9 protein-coding genes are annotated in these 19,692 nt (G+C 68.0%); 6 read left to right on the top strand and 3 right to left on the bottom strand.

Going from position 1 to position 19,692, the window contains the following annotated elements; genetic code table 11:
* Positions 1-4: 4 nt before the first annotated feature.
* The 3 genes from AC1DNG_RS12735 to AC1DNG_RS12725 all read right to left on the bottom strand — a co-directional run bounded on the left by AC1DNG_RS12735 (position 5) and on the right by AC1DNG_RS12725 (position 8,588).
* The gene (locus tag AC1DNG_RS12735; RefSeq protein ID WP_476887484.1) at positions 5-4,324 is read right to left on the bottom strand and encodes an FtsK/SpoIIIE domain-containing protein; all 4,320 of its coding nucleotides are present in this window, start codon (positions 4,322-4,324) and stop codon (positions 5-7) included.
* A 62-nt stretch (positions 4,325-4,386) separates the two neighbouring features.
* A complete protein-coding gene (locus tag AC1DNG_RS12730; RefSeq protein WP_476887483.1) occupies positions 4,387-5,733 on the bottom strand; it encodes a type 1 periplasmic-binding domain-containing protein in 1,347 nt (448 codons plus the stop codon).
* Positions 5,730-8,588 (bottom strand): hypothetical protein, encoded by a 2,859-nt coding sequence (locus AC1DNG_RS12725; protein WP_476887482.1) that lies wholly within the window; start codon positions 8,586-8,588, stop codon positions 5,730-5,732. The genes AC1DNG_RS12730 and AC1DNG_RS12725 overlap by 4 nt, the downstream gene beginning before the upstream one ends.
* Positions 8,589-8,819: 231 nt before the next feature.
* Between AC1DNG_RS12725 and AC1DNG_RS12720 the strand changes: the two genes are divergently transcribed.
* The 6 genes from AC1DNG_RS12720 to AC1DNG_RS12695 all read left to right on the top strand — a co-directional run bounded on the left by AC1DNG_RS12720 (position 8,820) and on the right by AC1DNG_RS12695 (position 19,663).
* Positions 8,820-9,101: a hypothetical protein gene (locus AC1DNG_RS12720; protein ID WP_028275663.1), complete on the top strand. Its 282-nt coding sequence runs from the start codon at positions 8,820-8,822 to the stop codon at positions 9,099-9,101.
* Between the two features lie 126 nt (positions 9,102-9,227).
* On the top strand, positions 9,228-14,825 hold the full coding sequence (locus AC1DNG_RS12715) for a DUF6531 domain-containing protein (RefSeq protein WP_476887481.1): 5,598 nt from the start codon (positions 9,228-9,230) through the stop codon (positions 14,823-14,825).
* A 30-nt stretch (positions 14,826-14,855) separates the two neighbouring features.
* Positions 14,856-15,626 (top strand): hypothetical protein, encoded by a 771-nt coding sequence (locus tag AC1DNG_RS12710; protein ID WP_476887480.1) that lies wholly within the window; start codon positions 14,856-14,858, stop codon positions 15,624-15,626.
* Between the two features lie 653 nt (positions 15,627-16,279).
* Positions 16,280-16,822 (top strand): PadR family transcriptional regulator, encoded by a 543-nt coding sequence (locus tag AC1DNG_RS12705; protein ID WP_476887551.1) that lies wholly within the window; start codon positions 16,280-16,282, stop codon positions 16,820-16,822.
* A gap of 8 nt (positions 16,823-16,830) precedes the next feature.
* Complete coding sequence (locus AC1DNG_RS12700; RefSeq protein ID WP_476887479.1) at positions 16,831-18,540, top strand: ABC1 kinase family protein; 1,710 nt, start codon at positions 16,831-16,833, stop codon at positions 18,538-18,540.
* Positions 18,541-18,610: 70 nt separating this feature from the next.
* Positions 18,611-19,663 carry an alpha/beta hydrolase gene (locus tag AC1DNG_RS12695; RefSeq protein WP_476887478.1) on the top strand — a complete coding sequence of 351 codons (1,053 nt, stop codon included), beginning with the start codon at positions 18,611-18,613 and terminating at the stop codon, positions 19,661-19,663.
* Positions 19,664-19,692 lie beyond the last annotated feature (29 nt).

The following is a 19,692-nucleotide window of genomic DNA, read 5'->3' as shown; positions in this document are numbered from 1 at the left end:
GGGCTCAGCCCTCGGCGCTCATCGACTGGATCAGTGCCAATTGCCCGCCGACGCCGATATATCCACGCCCCGCACTCAGCGCCACCGGCGCCCTGCGCGGGAGTGCGGTGCCCAGCAGTTCGCCGTCGTAATCTGCATCCGGTTGCAACAGCACGCCCAGGCGGGATTTGCGGAGCGTCTTGGTCCAGTGACTGTACAGCCCGCGGAGATCCGTGGCCCGTCCGGCCGCGATGACGCACAGCCCCGGCTGCCCGGATGTCACAGTCCCCGCGATGGATTGATCGGTGTCCTCGAAGCGCTCTGCGTCGTCGATGAGCAGGAACACTGGGCCGCGCTCGAGGCGCAGGGAGGCCAGCAGGGCCGGCACTTCATCCGTGCCGACGGCCACGCGATCCAGATCGGCGAGGGCCAGGGGCGAGCGGCGATCGCAGATGCCCCACACCTGAGCCGGCCCGCGTGAGGTGGCCGCGCCACGCAGGGCTGCGGCCAGGGCCAGCAGCAGCGTGGACTTTCCCGACCGGGCAGGCCCGGCGACAAGCGCGTGCTCGCCCTCGTAGATTTCCAGGAACGCCGGCGAGAGGTCAGCCTCCTTTATTCCTACCGGGATGAGCCAGGGTTCGGCCTCCAGCCGGGGTTCCACCCCTAGCTCCAGCATGGTGACGTTGGAGGGCAGGCGCCGGATCGCCGGGGTCTTCGCGGGTGCGTGTGCCCAGCTTTGCCGCACGCGATCCACCGCAGCCTCGACCCCGATACCGGGCGTGGCCACATGCATCTGGAGCGAGGTGCGGGGATCCACGCAGCGCCCAGGAAGCGCCGCGGGGATTTCCTTGCCCCGGACTCCGAGCGAGGAGTAGTCGTAGTCGTCCGCCAGCCGGAAGAGCCACTTCTGCAGCGTCACCTCGTTCATGGCCGAGGGCACCGCCTTGGCGCGTGTGGTGGAGACCGCGAAGGACAGTCCCAGCGCCGGGCCGTCCGCGTACGCCCGATACAGCAGCGCCAGCAGCTGCTGCCCTTCGAAATCCTGGAACTCGTCCCGCAGCGAGGCCAGGCCGTCCAGCAGCACCACGGTGCGGCGGTGCCTGCCAGGCTCGGCGCGGCGGCTCTCGAGCTCCGTGTGCAGGTGCCGCAGGAAACGGGCCTGCTGCTCCTTGGCACCGGCCCCGGTTCCCACATACGCCACGGTGTGCGGCAGGCGTTCCAGGGCTTCGAGTTCACGGGAGCCCATGTCGAGGATCATCAGGTCCAGTTCGGCCGGATCGGCGTCCTTCGCCAGCGTCAGCGCGATCGAGGCCAGTGTGGTGCTCGTGCCGGAGCCGGCCACGCCCATGAGCATCAGGTTCCCCACGGACATGTCCCATCCCGCCGCGGACTGGCGCTGCAGCTCCGGCTCGTCGACGATTGCCACCTGGACCGTGGAGCCTCGGACGGCGCCCACCAACGGCAGCGGCCGGCGTGCGGGATCGGTGGAAGTGTCGGACGGCGCGGCGCGACGGCCGCCGTTCGGCTGAGGAAGGTAACCCTCCAGCTCCACACGCTCGCCCAGGGCCTCCGGCCAGACCTGCCGCGGCTCGGCGTACCCTGCCTCGGCGTTGGCTGCGACTACGGCGTCGATGAGCAGTTCGAGGTCGTTCTCGTCCACGGCCGCAGACCGTGGCGGCGCCGCCGCGGGCACGGGGACGCCGAACTGGCGGATCTCGCGCACGTCCACGGCAGGCCCGGCGCCGAGCTGCGCCCGCCCGGTCACGAGGGCCGTCTGCACGGGGGTGATGTCGTCCTGGCCCAGTTTCACAAATGCCCGGCCCATCTGGGCCCGGCCGATCGCCGAGGCGGCGGGCACACCGATGACGTTGTTGGAGTCGTCGCGGCTCTGCACCCGCAGCGCCACCCGAAGGTTGGTGTTCGCGAGGATGTCGTCGCTGACGACGCCCGCCGGGCGCTGCGTCGCCAGGATCATGTGCACACCAAGGGTGCGGCCCACTGCCCCCACGCTGACGAGAGCTTTGAGCACGTCCGGGAAGTCCTTGGCCAGCATGGCGAACTCGTCGATCACGAGCAGCAGCCGGGGCATGGGGTCGGCCGGGTTCGTCGCCAGGTAGGCGTTCAGGTTGTCGATGCCCTCGCCGGCCTCCGCGAAGACCCGCTGGCGGCGTTCCATCTCCGCTTCCAGGGCGCGGAGGGCCCGGTCGGCGAGCTGCTCGTCCAGATTGGAGATCGTGCCAATGGTGTGCGGAAGGCGTTCGCATGCCTTGAAGGCCGCCCCGCCTTTGAAGTCGACGAGGATAAAGTTCAGGCGCGTCGGATCGTTGCGTGCCGCGAGGCCGGCCACAAGCGAGCGGAGGAACTCGGACTTGCCGGAGCCTGTGGTGCCGCCCACCAGGCCGTGCGGGCCGTCCTTGACCAGGTCCAGGGTCAGGGTGCCGTTCTCCCCTGTGCCGATCGGCGTGGAGACTCCGGTGGGAGCCTGCCACATGCGACGGATCGTGGTCGAGTCCGGGCGGTCGTAGCCGAGGAGCCCGGGCAGCCGCACAAGCGGGGGCAGCGAGGCCCCGGGCACGCTCAGCTCCGGATCGTCGAAGTGCGCCACGCGCATTGCGCAGCGCAGGGCCTCCTCCTGGTCCAGGCCCGCCAGGATGACGTCCTCCACGCGGGTCAGGTCCTCCGGCTGGTCCACAGTGGCCGCTGCGTCCGAACCGACCCTGATGATCGTGGTGCAGGAGGCCGGCAACTGTTCCTCCGAAGTCGCGATGACGATGCCCGCCACCCGGGACGGGCGCTGCTGCGGGCTCCCATGGGCCCCGGGCACGGAGCGGCCCGTGCCGAGCAGCGCGCGTGCCGGTGAGTCCCTGCCCTCCGTGAGGACCTCGGAGTCCAGGACCACCAGCATCGCTGGTGTGGGCAGCTCCTGCACAGCGTCCTTGAGCGTGCGCAGCATGGCCAGGCTCGCCTCGCGGTCCGCGGACATCCACCGCTCGCCCGTGCTGCTGCCGGCCTGGCGCGTGTGCGGCAGCCATGAAGCCCACTCCCACTCGTCAGCGCGTCCGGCGTCGCAGAAGACGCCGATGGTCAGGTCGGCTGGGCCGACGTGCACCGCGGCCTGGGCCAGGAGGGATCGCGCGAGCGCCAGAGTCCCCTCCCGCGGCCCGACGATACCCACCACACCGGCGTCGGTCAGGTCCACGAGCACGGGCGCGGCCTGAAGGCGCGCGGCCGCGAGGGAGTCCTTCACCTTCTCATCCAGCCGCGACCCGGCTGTGCGGTCCACCTCGGGCTTCCAGGGGACGTCACCTGTGCCGGCGTGCAGGGCCAGGAAGTCGTCCGCGTCGGCGCGGCGCTGCCACAAGGACGTGGCGGGGAGTGCGGGGCGCCGGACTACGGTCGCGGGATCGGGGATCATCCGATGGCGTCGTGCGGTCTCCGTCGCTGCGGCTTCGCGGATCTGCCGCTCGAATCCCTGGAGCGCCCCGGCGAAGCGCTCGTCCTCTTCTTTGAGGCCCCGGGCGTGACGGCGCTTTTGTTCGAACCACATGCCCACGGCCATGACCGGGCTGAGCATGGCGAACATCGCGAAGCGCAAGTCCCGCAGGATCAAGACCATCGCCGCCGCCATCACGAGGGGCGCGAGCACCGTGATGTAGCTGAATTTGCTGGCCGGCGGCACGTCCTTGCGGCCCGGCGGGACCAGGGGCTCGCCCGCCGGGGTCTGCCCGGGGCGGGGAGGCCGGTTGAAGGGCGCTGTCGCCGCCGGCGTGAGGTTGTGCAGGCTGCCAGGCGGCGGGGCGGGCGTCTCGTCCAGGGACCGGCGCAGGAGGAGCACCGCGCCGCCCGCCGTGATCGTGGCGGTTTCTGTCACCAGGACCCCGTCCTCCCCCACCGGCTCGCCATTGACGAGGGTGCCGTTCGTGGACCCGCCATCGAACACCCGCAGCCCGTCCTCCTCCCGGCGCAGGCGGCAGTGGTCCCATGACGCGCTTTCGGTCGGAAGGCTCAGATCGGCGTGAGGGGACCGGCCGATGAGCATCTCTCGCCCGTGCGGAACGTCAATCACGCCGCCGGTGCTCTGGCCGCCTGCGAGCGTCACGCTCCAGCCGCGCACGCGCTGCGGAATCTGCCACGGCGCCCGCGAGATGCGGCTACCCTCCAGGAAGATCAGCTCTGAGACGGGGGTGGAACCACGCACCTCGGCCTCGTTCACGAACACCGCCTCATCGGGTGCCAGGCGCGGGCCACCGGCGGCCTCCACGAGGTCTGTCAGCGTCGTGGCGGGCGCGGCGTGAGCCACGTCGCACTCAAAGCGACGCTCGTCCAGGTCGATCAGCACACGCACCGGGGCGCTCCTTCAGTGGTGGATGGTCCCCGCCCGCTTTGGGGCGAGCCGGGGGCAGGTGGTCAGGGGTTTGCCGGCGCCGGCACCCAGACGAGCCGCGGAGCGGCCTCATCCGGCGGGCGCAGACCCAGATCCTGTGGGGAAGCGTAGACCGGGATTGCCTCCGCGGTCAGCGCCGCGGAGCGCGAGAAATCCAGCGCCGGCCCGGCGAGGCCGTCACCAGGACCGAAGGACATGGTGTGCAACGCCGCGCCGATCTTGGACGGCTCGCCGCTTCCAGCCGACGCGGCCGCCCGTACGAGGGCGACGACGGCGTCGTGGCTTCGTGAGTCCGCCGCCCATGCGTCGGCGGAAAACGCGGCATCGCCCGTCAGGTTCTTGACCTTCGGGTCGCCGGAGGCCAGGCGCACGGCGGACAGGAATGCGGACATCCCGCGCCCCTGGGCGTCCTGCTGGAGCGCCGTGGCATCGCCGCCGGCCGGGGCAACGCTGACCAGCTGCCCGGAGGCGGCGCCGTCGAGTTCGGCGAGCGTGGAGGCGAAGGCCGGGGCGGTGGCGCCGTCCGGTATGACCACGGGGACGGACACGTCGCGGGCCTGCAGGGCCTGGACCAGCCGGGCCAGCCGCTGCGGGGTGGCGGCCGAAACAACCACGGCGTCCGCGGGCTCGGCGACCCTCGTGGACCCGGCGCCTGCTGGGGCGTCCTCGGCAGGAGGGCGCAGCTGGTCCCCTGTTCGGATGGCGGCCTCCTGGGCCAGGTCCGTCACCGCGTCGAAGCCATCGAGGTTCAGCGTCTGTGAGATCCCGACCGAGGCAGGGACCTCGCCGCCGTCCCCGACGAGCAGCACCCTGTTTTTGCCGTTCAGCGCGGTGCGAAGGGCGGCCGCGACGGATGCGCCCGACGGCCTCGTGGTCCAGGTGGTCTGCGCGGGGTCCGATGGTTCGGCGTAGGGCAGGATCGCCGGGAGGCCGAGCTCCTCGGCGGTCTTTGCCGCGGCCCGGGCCGGCGCACCCGTGGTCGCCACGACGACACCCGATGCTCCCTGTTCGGCGAGCGCGTGGACGGCGGCGCGGGCGCCATCCTCCGTGCCGCGGTCGTTTTGGGCTACGAGGGCGACGGTGGCGCCGCCCTTGGCAAAGCGCTGTGCGGCGACGATCGCGCCCTGTGCCGCCCGGTTGTACTCGGAGCCGGGCTCGCCGGACTGGCCCAGGGTGAGGACGACGCCGATGGAGAAGTCCTTCGGCAGGCCCTCGGCCTGCAGCGCAACGGGAACCGTCGCTGCTACCGGATCGGGCCGTGATGCCTCCTTGGGACGGCTCAGCGCCACGGTCGTCAGGGCGATCGCAGCCGCGAGGACGACAGTGATGCCCGCGACGATCAGGGTCGTGAGCCCGGTGCGGGAGCTCATGCGGTGCCGCCGATCTTCAGTGTGTACAGGGTCTGCGACGTGGCGCCGGCCGGCACCTCGAGGTGGAACGGTGGCAGTTCGTCGACCGCGGTGAGTGAAGCCTTGAACTGCGCCTGGCGCAGGAGCAGCCCCGCCACGTCCCTGGAGCGGATATTGGCATAGCCCTCAGCGTTCTGCGATGCCAGTGCCAGCTGATAGTCAGCGGTGTCGGCTTTGGCGGCGCTTGTGGCCATGGAGCCGAGCAGGCCGGATCCGTTCACCGAACGGTCGCCCAGGTCGAGCATCACCTTGGTGAGGCTTGAGGACAGGAGGGCGCTGGCGCCCTCGACGTCACGGGTTGAGCCGGACGTGCTGGAGGCGATGTTCGCGAGCGAGGACTGCGTGCCCTTGTCCAGGGATGCGGCCAGCGCGTCGCTCTGCCCGCGCAGTTCGTCCCGCTGCTTATTCACCGTGCCCTCGGCGTCGTTCACCACCTCGTCCGAGGTGGACTTCAAACCGGAGATAGAGCGGTTGAAGGCCGTGATCACGGCGTCGGAGCCCGCGTCGCCGATCTCGGCGACCCGGCGCACTTGCTCGTCCACGGTCTTGTAGACCTCGGCGGCGGTCTCGGCCGAGACCTCGCGCATGGACTTCTTGATCTTGTCGCCGAGCCCGTCCTGCTGCTCCTTGAGCTTCGCGAGCGTCGAGCCGACCCGGCCGGAGGAGTCGATCGCCTTACCAAGCGCGGCGTCCAGGGCAACGAGTTCGCGCTTGTTGCTGTTGACGTCGCCCGTGGCGGCGCCGTCGAGCGCCTTCGTGGCTTCTTTGATGGCGTCGAGCTTGGCGTCGATGTCGTCGATCGTCGTCCCCAAAGTGGTGAACGCCTGGCCGATCTCCTCGTCCGGGGCGGTGGTGTCGGTGGCCGCCAGGACCGCGTCCCAGGCGGCCGTCTGGGCCTGGATCCGATCGTCCAGCGGGTCCTTGAACCCCAGCGGCGGGCGCAGTTCCTGCGCGGGATTTCCGCTTTCATCCGTGGGCTCGCACGGTGCGGACGTCAGGTAGGAACGCAGCCGCTCCGCTTGCTCGGCGGACAGTCGGCCCTCGCGGGGCAAGGCGCCGTCGGCCATCTTGCACAACTCGTCGGCGAGCCGCTGCGTTTGCTGCGTCATCGAGCCGTTCAGCAGCGAGCGGTCACCCAACTCGCCCCGGGCGTCCTGCGCAGTCTTCTTGATATCGCCCAGCTTCTGCCGCAGGCCGTCGATGCTGCCGCGGACCGCAGCGGCCGCGTCCCGGGTCGCGGCGACGGAGCCCCGGGCGGACTTGATCGCTTCTTCCACGTTTGCGAGGGCAGTCTTGTAGTCTTCCGTGGTCTCGGCGCCGTCGAGGACCGCAGCGAAATCGGCGCGCACCTTCTCCAGCGTGACGGCGGCAGCCTCCTGATCCTTGATCGCGCCCTCGACCATCTGCGGCTGCAGGTCCGCCACAAGCTCGTCGCCCTTCTTCACCAGGCCCAGCAACGCGCCGGTGACGGTCACGGCAGAGCCGTAAAGGGAGCATGTCATCGAGCCCTGCTCCGCGCATTCCTCCGCGGTGGGGTCCTCGGGGCCCATGGTGGCCCTGATGGCGCCCGCCACGATATCCCGGCAGCCCGCACTCACCTTCGCGTAGGCGTCGAGCTGCGAGGCCATGGTCTGGATGCTGGAATAGACCGTGGCCGCCTTCCCCGATTTGGGCACCTCCGCAGTGCAGCCGTCACCGTTGATGGGAGCCGTCGCGGGCACGGCCGAAGTGTCGCCCAGCATCGCGTCCACGGCGGCGACGGTCAGCTTCAGCTGGGACGCAGTCGTGGACTGGGTTGACTTCGTCGCGGCCTCCAGGTCGGCGCCGAGAGTGTTCAGCTGCTCCTTCAGGTCCACCATGGTTGCGGCCAGGGCCGTGGAGTTATCGCGCAGCTCGCCCGCCGTCTTCGCACCCAAGGTCTGAGAGGTCTCCTGCAGGTTCCGCCGGACCTCGGTGATGGTGGATCCGGCCTTGGTCAACACGGTGTTGACGTCCGAGACCAGCGAGATGGTGCGGCGTTGCAGCCCCATCTCGGAGCCTGCGCCGGAAGAGAACGCGCCGGCGAGCACGCCGTCCGCGCTGAGGTCGGTGTTAAGGCCCGGCTGGACCGCCACGTCGAAAGCAGGGACCTGAAAGTCCTTGACCTCAGCAACGAGGCGCAGCGTGGTGCTCGCACCCGAACGGGGTGGGGCCAGCACGGTGGCCCACTGCACCACGGTGGCACCGTCCTCGGTGCTGCTCAGGACGCCGTTGGTGCCCGGTCCGCCGTCCGCAGAGCCGGCGGTGACGTCGTCGGCCCGTACACCGGTGAGCTTCGTTGAGGCGGCGATAGTCAGCGGGGCGCCCACGAGGGCGGTATCGGAGCGGGTTTGGCCCGCGGCATCGTATTCGATGACCCGCGGCTTAACCGTGAGGTTCTCCAGTGTCAGGTCGATCTCGACCGGCCCGGTGTGGCCTTGAAGCTCGGTGAGGTCGGAGCCGGACTTGTCGCCGGCCCGGTACTGCAGGCTCACTCGCACCGGCAGTTCGCCCACCGCCTGGGCGGCGTCGTACTTCGTGTCCGCTGCAGAAGAGTCGCCGGCCGCGGACACAGAGATGGTGGTGCCTTCGATCGTCTCGACCCCGGCGGCCGGGGACATGCCCACGCGCACGCTCTGCAGGAGCTTGACCGGATTGGACACCGACTCCGGCTCGGGGGCCGGGCCGCACGACGTCGTCGCGATCAGCCCCAGGCCGGCAAGGAAAGCGCCCAGCGCCCGGCCGGGCGCGATGCGGCGCCCCGGGATGTGCTGGTGCGTGGTAGTCCGTCTGGACATGATCGTCCCCTCTTCCGTTCATGGTGCCTTCAGCATGATACGGGGTTTCACTCACGAATGGACTAATCGCGGTTTGCCTGTGTCATGCGCATGACTTGGGCGGTCATGTCCCGCCGTCCTAGTTTTTCTTTTTGTTGGATTTATTGACGTGTGTTGGTAGCGTCGGCACCGTCTGGTCGTCGGCGGTTACGTGTCCGGCGGAGAAGCGCTTGTCTCTTGGGAGGAATTTCTATGTCGCGTGTGTTGTCTACTGAGCAAGCGAAGGCTGCGATTGGGCAGGTGCAGTCGATCATTAACGGTGGTTTCACGGATCAGATCTCGGCGCTGGATGCGCAGGGACGAGTTTTGTCAGATCCGAATATTTGGGATGGTCCCCTGGCTGCGCAGTTCCGAGGTTCTACGTGGCCGGAGACGAAGGCTGCTTTGGACAAGGCCAAGGAGGAACTCGAGCAGTTGCGGGGGCAGCTGCAGAAGATTTCGCAGGACATCTTCTCTGCTGGCGGCGGCGCCTGAGCCTGTATGTGATTGCGTGAGGGCCAGGTAGTCGCGCCGCTCTGGTGAGTGGGCGGATACCTGGCCGATGCACGTTTGGTGGTTTGTCTTTCTGTTCCAGTTCTTGTTCTGTGGGGGGCTTTGGTTGTGACCGATTTCGTTGAGGTGCCGCTGTTGCCGGCGTCGGATGCTTCTCATGGCGGGCGGTTCAGTTATGCCGTGGCCGAGGCGGTGCAGTCGGTATTTGAATCGGCGGCGTCGCGGGTTGAGGGGCAGGCGGGGTCGCGAGCTTCGTATGTTTCCACGGCGAAGACGGACTTCAAGGGCCATTTCTCGGACCTGTTCGCGGCGAACGCAGTAACGGCTGCGGGGGACGCGGCGGCCCTGGCCTCAGCATTGCGGACGGTCGCCGGCTATGTGGGGCAGATGATCGAGGCCGGGCGTGATGAGGATGATCGGCGCCGGCGGAACAACGAGTGGGTCCGGGAGCACAACGACCGGAACGGCTTCGAACAGGCCAGGGACTGGTTTTTTGGTGAGTCGGAGCGGCCGAACGCGGATCCGGGTCCGGCCCCGTCGTTTGCTCCGGCCTCGGCGGCCCTGGGCTCACGGGAAACCCCGGCGCCCGGTGGCGGGTATGGAGGCGGGACGTCCTCGGCGCGGCCGGCTGATCTGCGGTCCTTCGCGGCAGGGTCGCGGGGCCTGGACGACGGTTTGGCGGCCGAGCCGGGCTCGTTGCACGGGCAAATGTCCTCGTTCGCGTCTGCTTGCTACTGGGGTTCAATAGACGCGTCCGGAGTGATCACCGCATACCGGCGGTACTTGCAGGCGAACGAGAACGACGCGAAATGGGCGGTGACGGTTGCGGATGCATTTGCCGCCGCCGGCGGCGAGGGGGCTGTGTCGAGTGTTTCAGACGCGGCGGTGAACGAGGCGCTCGCTGCGGCGGGGGTGAGTGCGACCCGGTCCTCGTTGGCGATTGATCCGCCCACGGCGGCCGGTGCGATGCCGACCAGCGGGTACGCCAATGATCCCGTGAACACCTCAACGGGAAACTTCATCGAGCCGGAAACGGATCTGGGGTTCGCCGGGGTTGCCTCAAACGCGGTGCTGTCTCGGATGTACAACTCGCTGGCGTCAGGTTTGGAGATGCCCGGGGTGTTTGGTCCTGGGTGGGCCTCGGTTCTGGATCAGTACCTCACAGTCTCGGATGAGGGCTGCCGGTGGGTGATGGCCGACGGCCGGGCCGTGGACTTCCCCCGGGAGGGCACCGGCTGGGGCAGGGGTGTGGGAGAGAATTACTGGCTGGCCCGCGAGCATGCAAAAGCTGCTGACCTGGCGGAGCTGGGCTCCCTGCCTGACGGTACGGTCGAGCTCCTGGTAGTCCGGGACAACCAGGGCGCGTGGTGGGCTTACAGCCTGGCCGGCGTGTGGCTCGGTGCCGGGTCCGGGCCTGGCCGGACGGCGTCCGTTCTCCGGGAAGAGCCAGCTGACGCCGGCAGTGCCGGACTGGTGACCCGGCTGGCGCATGTGCGGGGCCGTTTCCTCGACGTCGAGTACGTGGACGGGCTTGTTGCCGTGGTGAGGGCCTCGGACGGGCGCCGGGTGGAGTACGCGTACGACGCCGCTGGCAGGCTGACGCGTGTGGAGACCGGGCTGGGGACGCGCACCTACCGGTGGAATGAGCAGGGCCTGATCGAGGCCGTGGTCTCGGCTGCGGGCGTTCTCGAGGCAGAGAACACCTACGACGAACACGGCAGGGTTGTCCTGCAGACCTCCCAGCATGGGCGCCGGACCAGGTTCGCGTATCTGCCGGGCCGGGTCACGGTGGTTTCGGATGAGGACGGTACCCGCTCAAACTCGTGGATCGCCGATGCGAAGGGCCGCCTGGTCGGGGTGCTTGATTCCCATGACCAGCGTCAGTCCATGGCGTATGACGGCCACGGAAATCTGGTGTCGTTCACGGAGCGCGACGGGACGGTCACGGTGCACGCCTACGACGGGCGGGGCCGGAAGACCCGGACCGTGACCCCGGAAGGCGCGGACCTCACCTACGGCTGGGATGAGCAAGACCGCATCACCACGCTGGTGACGGAGTCCGGGTCGGTCGTCTCGTATGAGTATGCCGATGAGGTGTCGCGGGATCCCTCGGTGATCCTGGACCCGCTGGGCGGGCGCACCGAGCTTCAGTGGCGGAACGGGCAACTGGCCCAAGTAGTGGACCCGGCCGGAGTGACGGTCGGCTTTGAGTACGACGGGTTCGGGGACCTGGTCGCGACACGGAACGCTGTAGGAGACATCGCAAGGATCGTCCGTGACCATGCGGGCCGCCCGGTCACGGCCATCAGCCCGTCGGGCGCTGAGACCCGTTTCAGCTACGACGCCGCGGGCCTGCTGGTGCGGCGCGAGGACCCGGACGGCGCCGCCTGGGCCTTCGAACACGATTCGGCGGGGCGGACGACGGCGTTCGTCGCCCCGGACGGCGGGCGGACCGAACTCGAATACGCCGTCAACGGTGAACTGGTCCGGACAATCGATCCGTTGGGCCGGGCCATTGAGCGGGTCTTCGATGAGCTCGGCAACGTCACCGCCGCGGTGCTGCCCGACGGTGCCCGCTGGGGCTTCGTCCATGACACGCTTTCCCGGCTGGTCGGGATCACGGACCCCGCCGGCCATGACTGGGTACGGGAGTACGACAAGATCGGCGCCCTGACCGCCGTCGTCGACCCCACCGGGGTCCGCACAGACGCGACCGCGGACCGCAAGGCCGGGACGGCGACGCTGACGAACGCGTTCGCATCCTCGACGTACAGCTTCGATGAGTACGGGCGCCCCAGGCAGGTCCAGGGGGTGGACGGCTCCGCGGAGCTCATCTCCTATGACGCGGCGGGCAACCCGGTGGAGCTCGTCGACGGCGACGGCGGCCTGACGGTCCTGGGCCGGGACGTGGCCGGGAAGATCACGTCGATCACCTCCCCCAGCGGTGCCGTTACCCGGTACGAGTACGACGTGTGCGGACGGCCTTGGAAAACCACGGACCCGCTCGGCGCGGTCACGGAACTGGCCTACGACGCCGATCAGCGCGTCATTTCCCGGACGCTGCCCACGGGCGAGGTCGAGACCTTCGAGTACGACCCGTGCGGACGGCTTGTGCTGCGCCGCACCCCCGGCCAGGGCGTTTCCCGGTACGGCTACGACAAGGCCGGGCGGCTGACGTTCAGCCAGGACTCCTGGTACGGCACGCGCCGGTTCAAATACAACACCGCCGGGGAACTGACCGAGACCGTCAACGGCGTGGGCGGCCGGACCCGGTTCGAGTACGACGTCCGCGGGCGCCTGGTCCGGATCACCGATCCCCTGGGCGGGGTGACCACCCGCACCTACACGGCCACGGACCAGGTTGATTCCGTCACCGATCCGCTCGGGCGGATGAGCACCGCCACCTACGATCCCGCCGGGCGGCAACTGTCCCAGACCGACCCGGACGGACACACCACAACCTGGACGTATGACCGGGCCGGCCGGGAATCCTCCACCTCGTTCGACGGGAAGCTCATTGCCGGCGTCGAACGCGACCTGATCCGCCGCCGCGTAATCATTACCGATTACACGGGCACTGACGGGCTGGCCGTCGAGCACGAGCTCGCGTATGACCGCTGCGGGCGGCTGGCGTCCCGTACCCGCGGCGGCCGGGGAATGTCGTGGGAGTACGACGCCGACGGGAACCGCACCGGTTTCACCGACGCGCACGGAACCACCACCACTTATGTCCGGGATGCCGCAGGTCGGGTGACCGCTGTCAGCAACCCCCGGCTCGGGGAGGCCGTGTTCTCCCACGATGCGTCGGGGCGTATCACCGCAGCCACTGCCGGGAACCTGGTCCAGGAATGGGCCTACCGCTACGGGAGCCTGTCCGAGCACAGCCGCACGGACCGTTCTGACCCGCTCTCGACCGATGTCACCCTGATCGGCCGGGACGAGGACGGCCGGATCACGGCCCTGACCCGCGCCGGTACTGTGACCCAGTACGGGTATGACGGGGCCGGCCAAATGGTCTCGGCCGCCACCACCCGGAACGGGGAGCCGCGGCTTCCCTCTGCGGTCTCCGAGTGGATGTACGACGCCGGCGGGCGCCTTGTCCGGGAATCCACGCCGGGTGGCTCCCGGGTCTATGAGTACGACGCCGCTGGACAGCTCCTCGCCGTCACGGACGCTGACGATTCACGGACTGAGTATGTTCATGACGGCCTGGGCCGCCGTACCCGGCTGATCCGGCCGGACGGGTCCTGGACCGAGTACTCGTGGGGTCAGAGCGGCCAGTTGAAGAGCGTTGCCGACCGCACGCCCGACGGCATGGAAACCTCCCGGCATGAGCTGTGGGTGGACGCCCTCGGCGAGCTGGCTGCTATCGATGGGTCGGAGCTGTGGTGGGACACCGCCACCCCCATCCCCACCCTGGCCGGCTTCGGCGGTGAACAGGTCCTTTCGTTGCCTGGTGGTGTCACCGGGATCGGGGACGCCTGGATCGCGCCGGGCTGGCGGGCCGCCCGCCCCACCGACCAGTCCGACCCCTGGGCCGTCATCGGCGCGCCGGCAGTCCCTGGCCCGGGTGGCACTGCCGTTGGTGGTGCCGCTGGTTTGGGTTCGGTGTCCGGGCTGGCCGGTGTGCTGCCCGCCGGGATCACTCTGACCGGCAACGGCGGCCTGGACATCGCTGGCCTGGAGTGGCTCGGGGCACGTGCGTACGACCCCGCTACTCGTGGTTTCCTCTCCACCGATCCTCTCTCCCCCGTCCTCGGCGCGGGCTGGGACGGCAACCCCTACGCCTACGCCGGCAATAACCCCCTCAACACCACCGACCCCACCGGGCTGCGTCCGCTCACTGATGACGAGCTGAAGGCCTACGACAAATCGGCCGGGAGCCACTGGGAGTACGTCGTTGCGGGACTCGCCGTGGCCGCTGGCGTTGCTGCATTGTTCGTGCCGGGGCTCAACATCATCGCGGCAGGAGCTATCGCCGGGGCATTGAGCTCGGGTGGCCTCTCGGTCTTTTCCCAGAAATCGCAGAAGGGTTCGGTCGACTGGTGGTCGGTCCTCGGCAACACCGCGATAGGCGCGGCTACCGGTGCTGCAGGTGGCGGCGCGGCCATGTGGACTAGGGGCGTCCTCGCGGGTGCGCCGGCCGGACAGGCTGCAGCAGCGCTCGGAGTAAGTGCTGGCGCCAACGGGGTCGTCGGTGCGGGTGCAAGTGCCGCGAGCTACCTTTATCAGAAAGGCGGGCGCATCAATAACGGCTGGGACTTTGCGGGCAAGATCGCTGGTGGTGGCTTCGCCGGTGCCGTAGGCGGCCTCGCGGGGCCGGCCGGCGGCAGCCTCGCCAGAGGGATGTCATTGTCGTCGACCGGCGTGGTTGCCAAGGCCGGAACGATGGCCATCAGTGGCGTTGGTGCGGGAACAGGTTCGATGCTGGAGAACGTCGTCGCCGGGGATCCCATTGACCCCGCGAAGGCCGGGGCAACAGGCCTGTTTGGAGCGGGTGCTGCCGCGATACCTGTGGGGCGCATACCGGCGTTCAACCAGACAGGCGTTAGCACGCTAAGGCAGATGCCGTACTTTGCGCCTCGGACTGTGAACGGCATGTTTAACTACAACCAGACGAATACCGTGGGACTGTGGGGAGGCGCCTTTGGAGGTGGCACTGTCGGCGTCGGTGGCGACCAACTCCAGAGCGCACTCGGATGGTGAGCAAAACAGGCCTAGAAAGGGTTGGTTGTTGTGGGAAGAAAAGCTGAGCATCCGGTAAGGAATGCTCTGATCCTTAGTGGCGTGTTATTGAGCGCAACGGTCGCGGTGATCCTGGTAGGACCTCAGGACCACGTGTCACAGGAGGTCGTGGCACTACTCGCCGGCCTGGCCGTGGGTGTGTGGTTGCTGCGTTTCTCACCGCCCTGGCGATGGCTAGCCATGTTGGTTTTGGTGCTTTCCCTCGTTCTCTGTTTGGTGTTGGGCCCAGCCGGAATCGCGTGGTTCGGTGGGTTTATTTCGGGCACTCAGGCAGGACTGGCCTGGCAGCATGCGAATAAGCGGAGCCGTCAGCCCGCTAAGCCGAGCCGGGAAACCACAAATAAGGCGGAGTGGCTTGTTGATGGGCGGGGCCTTAGCACCGTCGCGGAGGCACGTGAGGCGGCTGGTGCTGCGCTGCATTCCTTGGACGGGAAGTTGCGTGGACGGCTGGCTGTTGAGCATGGGTCGGCACGTTTTGAGGTGGCCGGTGATGTTGGGCTGGGGATGGTCTGTCACCGGAATGCTGATGCTGACCAGGAGAGTTCCTGGGCGGTGTTGTTGCGGCCCGGACAAGCGAAGGATGAATCGGTGGATGTGCCGATGGGTGATGCGACGGGCTTCATTCCTTCTCGGTTCGTTAACGACCTCGGACCTGTCGAGGCGGCACTGACAGATTTCCTCGGGAACCCCGGATCAGCGTCGTTGGGCCCGGAATGGATGACGGGTAACGACGCAGAAGCCACTCGCCTGACCACTTTCTAACCACTAAATGGTGTCGCGATTGGCAGGAATGTGAGATCGTCGCGGCCCGCTTGTTCCGGGACGGCGAGTTGGAAAAATGGGTCGAGTATCCCACTGGATTAGTAATCAGCGATTCCGAGTTACAGACATAAGTTGGAGTCGTTCTGAACCACATGGGCCTTTGACCACAATGCTGAATCAGTGGAGCCCCTGGAGCGACTTGCAGGAGTGTCAGCGGATTGCCGATCGCCTTTTTCGGGAGGGCCGGAGGGAGGATTGGGTTGAGTACTCAACGGCCATCGTCGTGCCGGGTTAGGCGTTGGGGGAATACTCAGCAATGCTCCGAGGACAAAAGGCCGGCCGCCGCGCTCAACGGCGCTAGTGATTTGCACGTCGCGAAATCTCCAGATCGACCGTGGCGACCAATCCTGAAGTAGGAAAAGCGTATGGTTCGGTGGATTTATTTTGGGCACTCAGGCAGGACTGGCCTGGCAGCATGCAAGTAAGCGCCGTGAGCCCGCTCAGCAGGCCCGGGAAACCGCAAAAAAGAACGCTGACGGCTGTCGGATCACGATGCAAGATGTGGATCGCCGGCGCTCTTGGTTTCGCAAATCTGCGCGTGTATCGTTGGCTATCGTTGTATATCGTTCACGGTTGTCCATGAGGAGAGCATGATGCGCAGTTCTTACCCGGCAGGCGGATTTCGCGGCAACAATGTCGACGGCATGTGGCAGGCCGTAGAGGAGTTGCGTTCGAGGTTCGAGAAGCGCTCGGGTTCCCGGGCGGGGCGTGGCGAGGTGCGCTCGGCTGTGCTGGCACTGCTCGCCGAGCGGCCGATGCACGGCTATCAGATTATTCGTGAAATCGAGGAGCGCAGCGGCGGCACCTGGAAGCCCAGCGCCGGCTCCGTCTATCCGACCCTCCAGCTGCTGGCCGACGAGGGCCTTATCCGTGCTGAGGAATCCAACGGCCGCAAGATCTATTCCCTGACGGACGCAGGCCGCGAGGAGATGGCGGGTGCCGGTACGTCAGCGCCCTGGGAGTCGACGGGTCCGGCGTCGGGCTCGGGATTCGGGGCGCTGCCCAAGGCGGGCGTCGAGCTCGCGCAGGCCGCCTCCCAGGTGGGACGCACCGGCACGCCGGAGCAGGTGCAGGAAGCCGTGGCGGTGCTCGATGACGCGCGCCGCCGGCTGTACGCGATCCTCGCCCAGGGCTGACCGGGGTGATGTCGGTTCGCCGGGACCGGGCAGCTCCGGGACCCGGCGCCCGGGGCCACCGGGCCCGTTACCGCCGCATCCTGCGCTTCGCCGCATGGCATCTCGCGGCGACCTGGTGGTTCGAGCTGTTCCTCCCCCGCATCGGGCTGGTGCGGATTGCCGAGCGCACCAGGGCGAAGAGGATGCGGCGCTTCGCTCAACGCTTCCATGCGCTGGCGGTCGACCTCGGCGGCCTCATGATCAAAGTCGGACAGTTCCTGTCCTCTAGGCTCGACGTGCTGCCGCCCGAGATCACCAAGGAACTCGAGGGGCTGCAGGACGAGGTGCCTCCGGTTTCGTTCCCCGCGATCCGCGCCCTCGCCGAAGCTGAGCTGGGCGCGCCGCTGGAGCAGTTGTTCGCCTCGGTCGAGGAGACACCGATCGCAGCAGCGTCCCTCGGGCAGGCGCACCGGGCGAGGCTTGGCCCGGGCGACGCCGCCGACACCGGGCTCGACCGCGTGGTACTGAAAGTGCAGCGGCCGGGCATCAAGGCCATTGTCGACGTCGACCTGGCGGCACTGCGCAAAGTGGGCGGCTGGCTCAGCCACGTGCGCCTGGTGTCCGATCGTGCCGACATGCCCGCCCTGGTCGAGGAGTTTGCGCAGACCAGTCTTGAGGAGATCGACTACCTGAATGAGGCGGCGAATTCGGGGCGGTTCGCTGCCGATTTCGCCGACGACGGCCGGGTGGAGGTGCCCGAGGTCGTCTGGGAACGGAGCACCCGCCGCGTGCTCACCCTCGAAGACGTCACGGCGATCAAGATCACGGACTCGGAGGCACTGCTGGCGGCGGGCATCGATCCGGCCCAGGTCGCCCCTGTTTTTGCCTCGGTCATGTTCGACCAGATTTTTACGAGCGGCTTTTTTCATGCCGATCCGCACCCGGGGAACATCTTTGTCACGCCGGTTGCCGATCCATCCACGGAGCACCCATGGAAGCTGACATTCATCGACTTCGGCATGATGGGCGAGGTTCCGGCGAGCACACGCAGCGGTCTGCGGAAGCTGCTCATCGCTGCCGCTTCGCGTGACGGCAAAGGGTTGATGACCGCGATCAGCGACGTGGGGGTGTTGGTGCCCTCAGCCGACACGGTCGAGCTTGAGCGGGCGATGACGCACCTCTTTGCCCGCTTTGGCGGGATGGGCTTCGCCGAGCTTCGCGAGGTTGACCCCCGGGAGTTCCGTGATTTTGCGGTGGAGTTCGGTGACGTGGTCCGCTCGTTGCCGTTCCAGATGCCGGAGAACTTCCTGCTCATTATCCGGGCGATGTCACTGACGTCGGGGGTGTGCAGCTCGCTGGACGCCCGGTTCAATCTGTGGGACTCGGTCGAACCCTATGCGGCGCAGCTGCTGCGCGACGAGCGCGGCAACATCGTGCAGGACGTTGCCCAGCAGGCGCTCGATGCCGCCGGGATGGCGCTGGGTCTGCCGAAGCGTCTTGATGGGCTGCTAACCCGGCTCGAGGACGGTTCACTGTCGGTAGCAAATCCGCGCCTTGAGCGGCAGCTGGGACGGCTTGACCGCACGGCGCAGCGATCGGCATCGGCGCTGATCTTCGGCGCCCTGCTGGTATCCGGCTCCGTGGTCCGCGCGGATGACATGGTGCTCGGCAATGTCCTGATGATCGCATCGGTGCTTCCGCTGCTGCATGGGCTCTGGGTGGGGCGCAGCGGCCGCTGATCGAGCCGGTGACGGGGTTTTGTCGCGCCGGACCCCTATGGGTTCCGCTGCCGGGGGTTATCATCAAACCGTGAAGGAAGGCCAGCCTTTTCGTCCTGCGAACCCCACCGAAACCCCCGGCCCCGGCCCCACAGGGCCCCACCCCACTTCCTGGAAGTCCTCGATCCTGAACGGGAGCGGCGCTCTCGCGGCGGCCGCCCTGATAGTGGTCCCGCTCTGGATGCTGCTCAGCAACCCGGCCGTCCTCGGCAGCCACCCCGCCCTGCCAACTCTCCTGGTGGCCGCCGTCGCACTGGGGATTCTTTGGGCGCTGATTCTGGTCAGACGCTGGTGGTTCGGCGGCAAACAGCAGCGTAGCGGTGACATTTCCACCTGGCAGTTGGTCCGCGGGATCGCAGGCAGGCTCACGGTCCTCGGTTTCGTGGCGGCGCTGATGTGGCTTAGCCCGTTCCCCCACCAACCCGACCGGGAGAAGGCGGTCCCGGCCAATGGACCCACCGCGACCGCGCCAGCCGGGCCAAAGGCTGCAGAAGACGCCACTTCGATCACCCTTGCCCCGGCGGGCAAAGCCACCACGGGTCTCGTCTTCTACCCCGGCGCCAGGGTCGACGCGCACGCCTATCAGGAGCTGCTGCAGCCGCTCGCGGACGCGGGTCATCTAGTCGTCATCCTGAAACCACCCCTTGGCGTCTCCCTGCTGGACACCACCCAGGCCCGTGCAGCCATGGACCGGCATCCCGAAATCACTTCCTGGGCCGTCGGTGGTCATTCGTTGGGCGGCGTGAGCGCATCATCCTTCGCGGCGGCGAATCACGACGTCGCCGGGCTGCTGCTCTTTGCTTCGTACCCCGCAGAGAACATGGCGGACGCGCAGGGCCTCTCGGTGCTCTCCATCTCCGGCTCAAACGATGGCCTGAGCACGCCGGACAAGATCGCGGCGTCAAGGTCCCTGCTCCCGCCAACCACCACCTACGCAACGGTTGTGGGCGGCGTGCACGCGTTCTTCGGTGACTACGGTGGGCAGCCCGGGGACGGCGAGCCGGGCATCAGCCGCAACGAGGCGCAGCAGCAGATAGTTGCCGAGTCGCTCCGCTTCATGGACCGGCTCAAGGCTTCCGGCTAGGAAGCGAGCATTCCTCAGCTCCACCGCTA

This window comes from Arthrobacter sp. 01T425, assembly GCF_056398725.1.
Note: the sequence above shows the minus strand (reverse complement) of the source record. Positions and strands in the feature narration are given on the sequence as shown.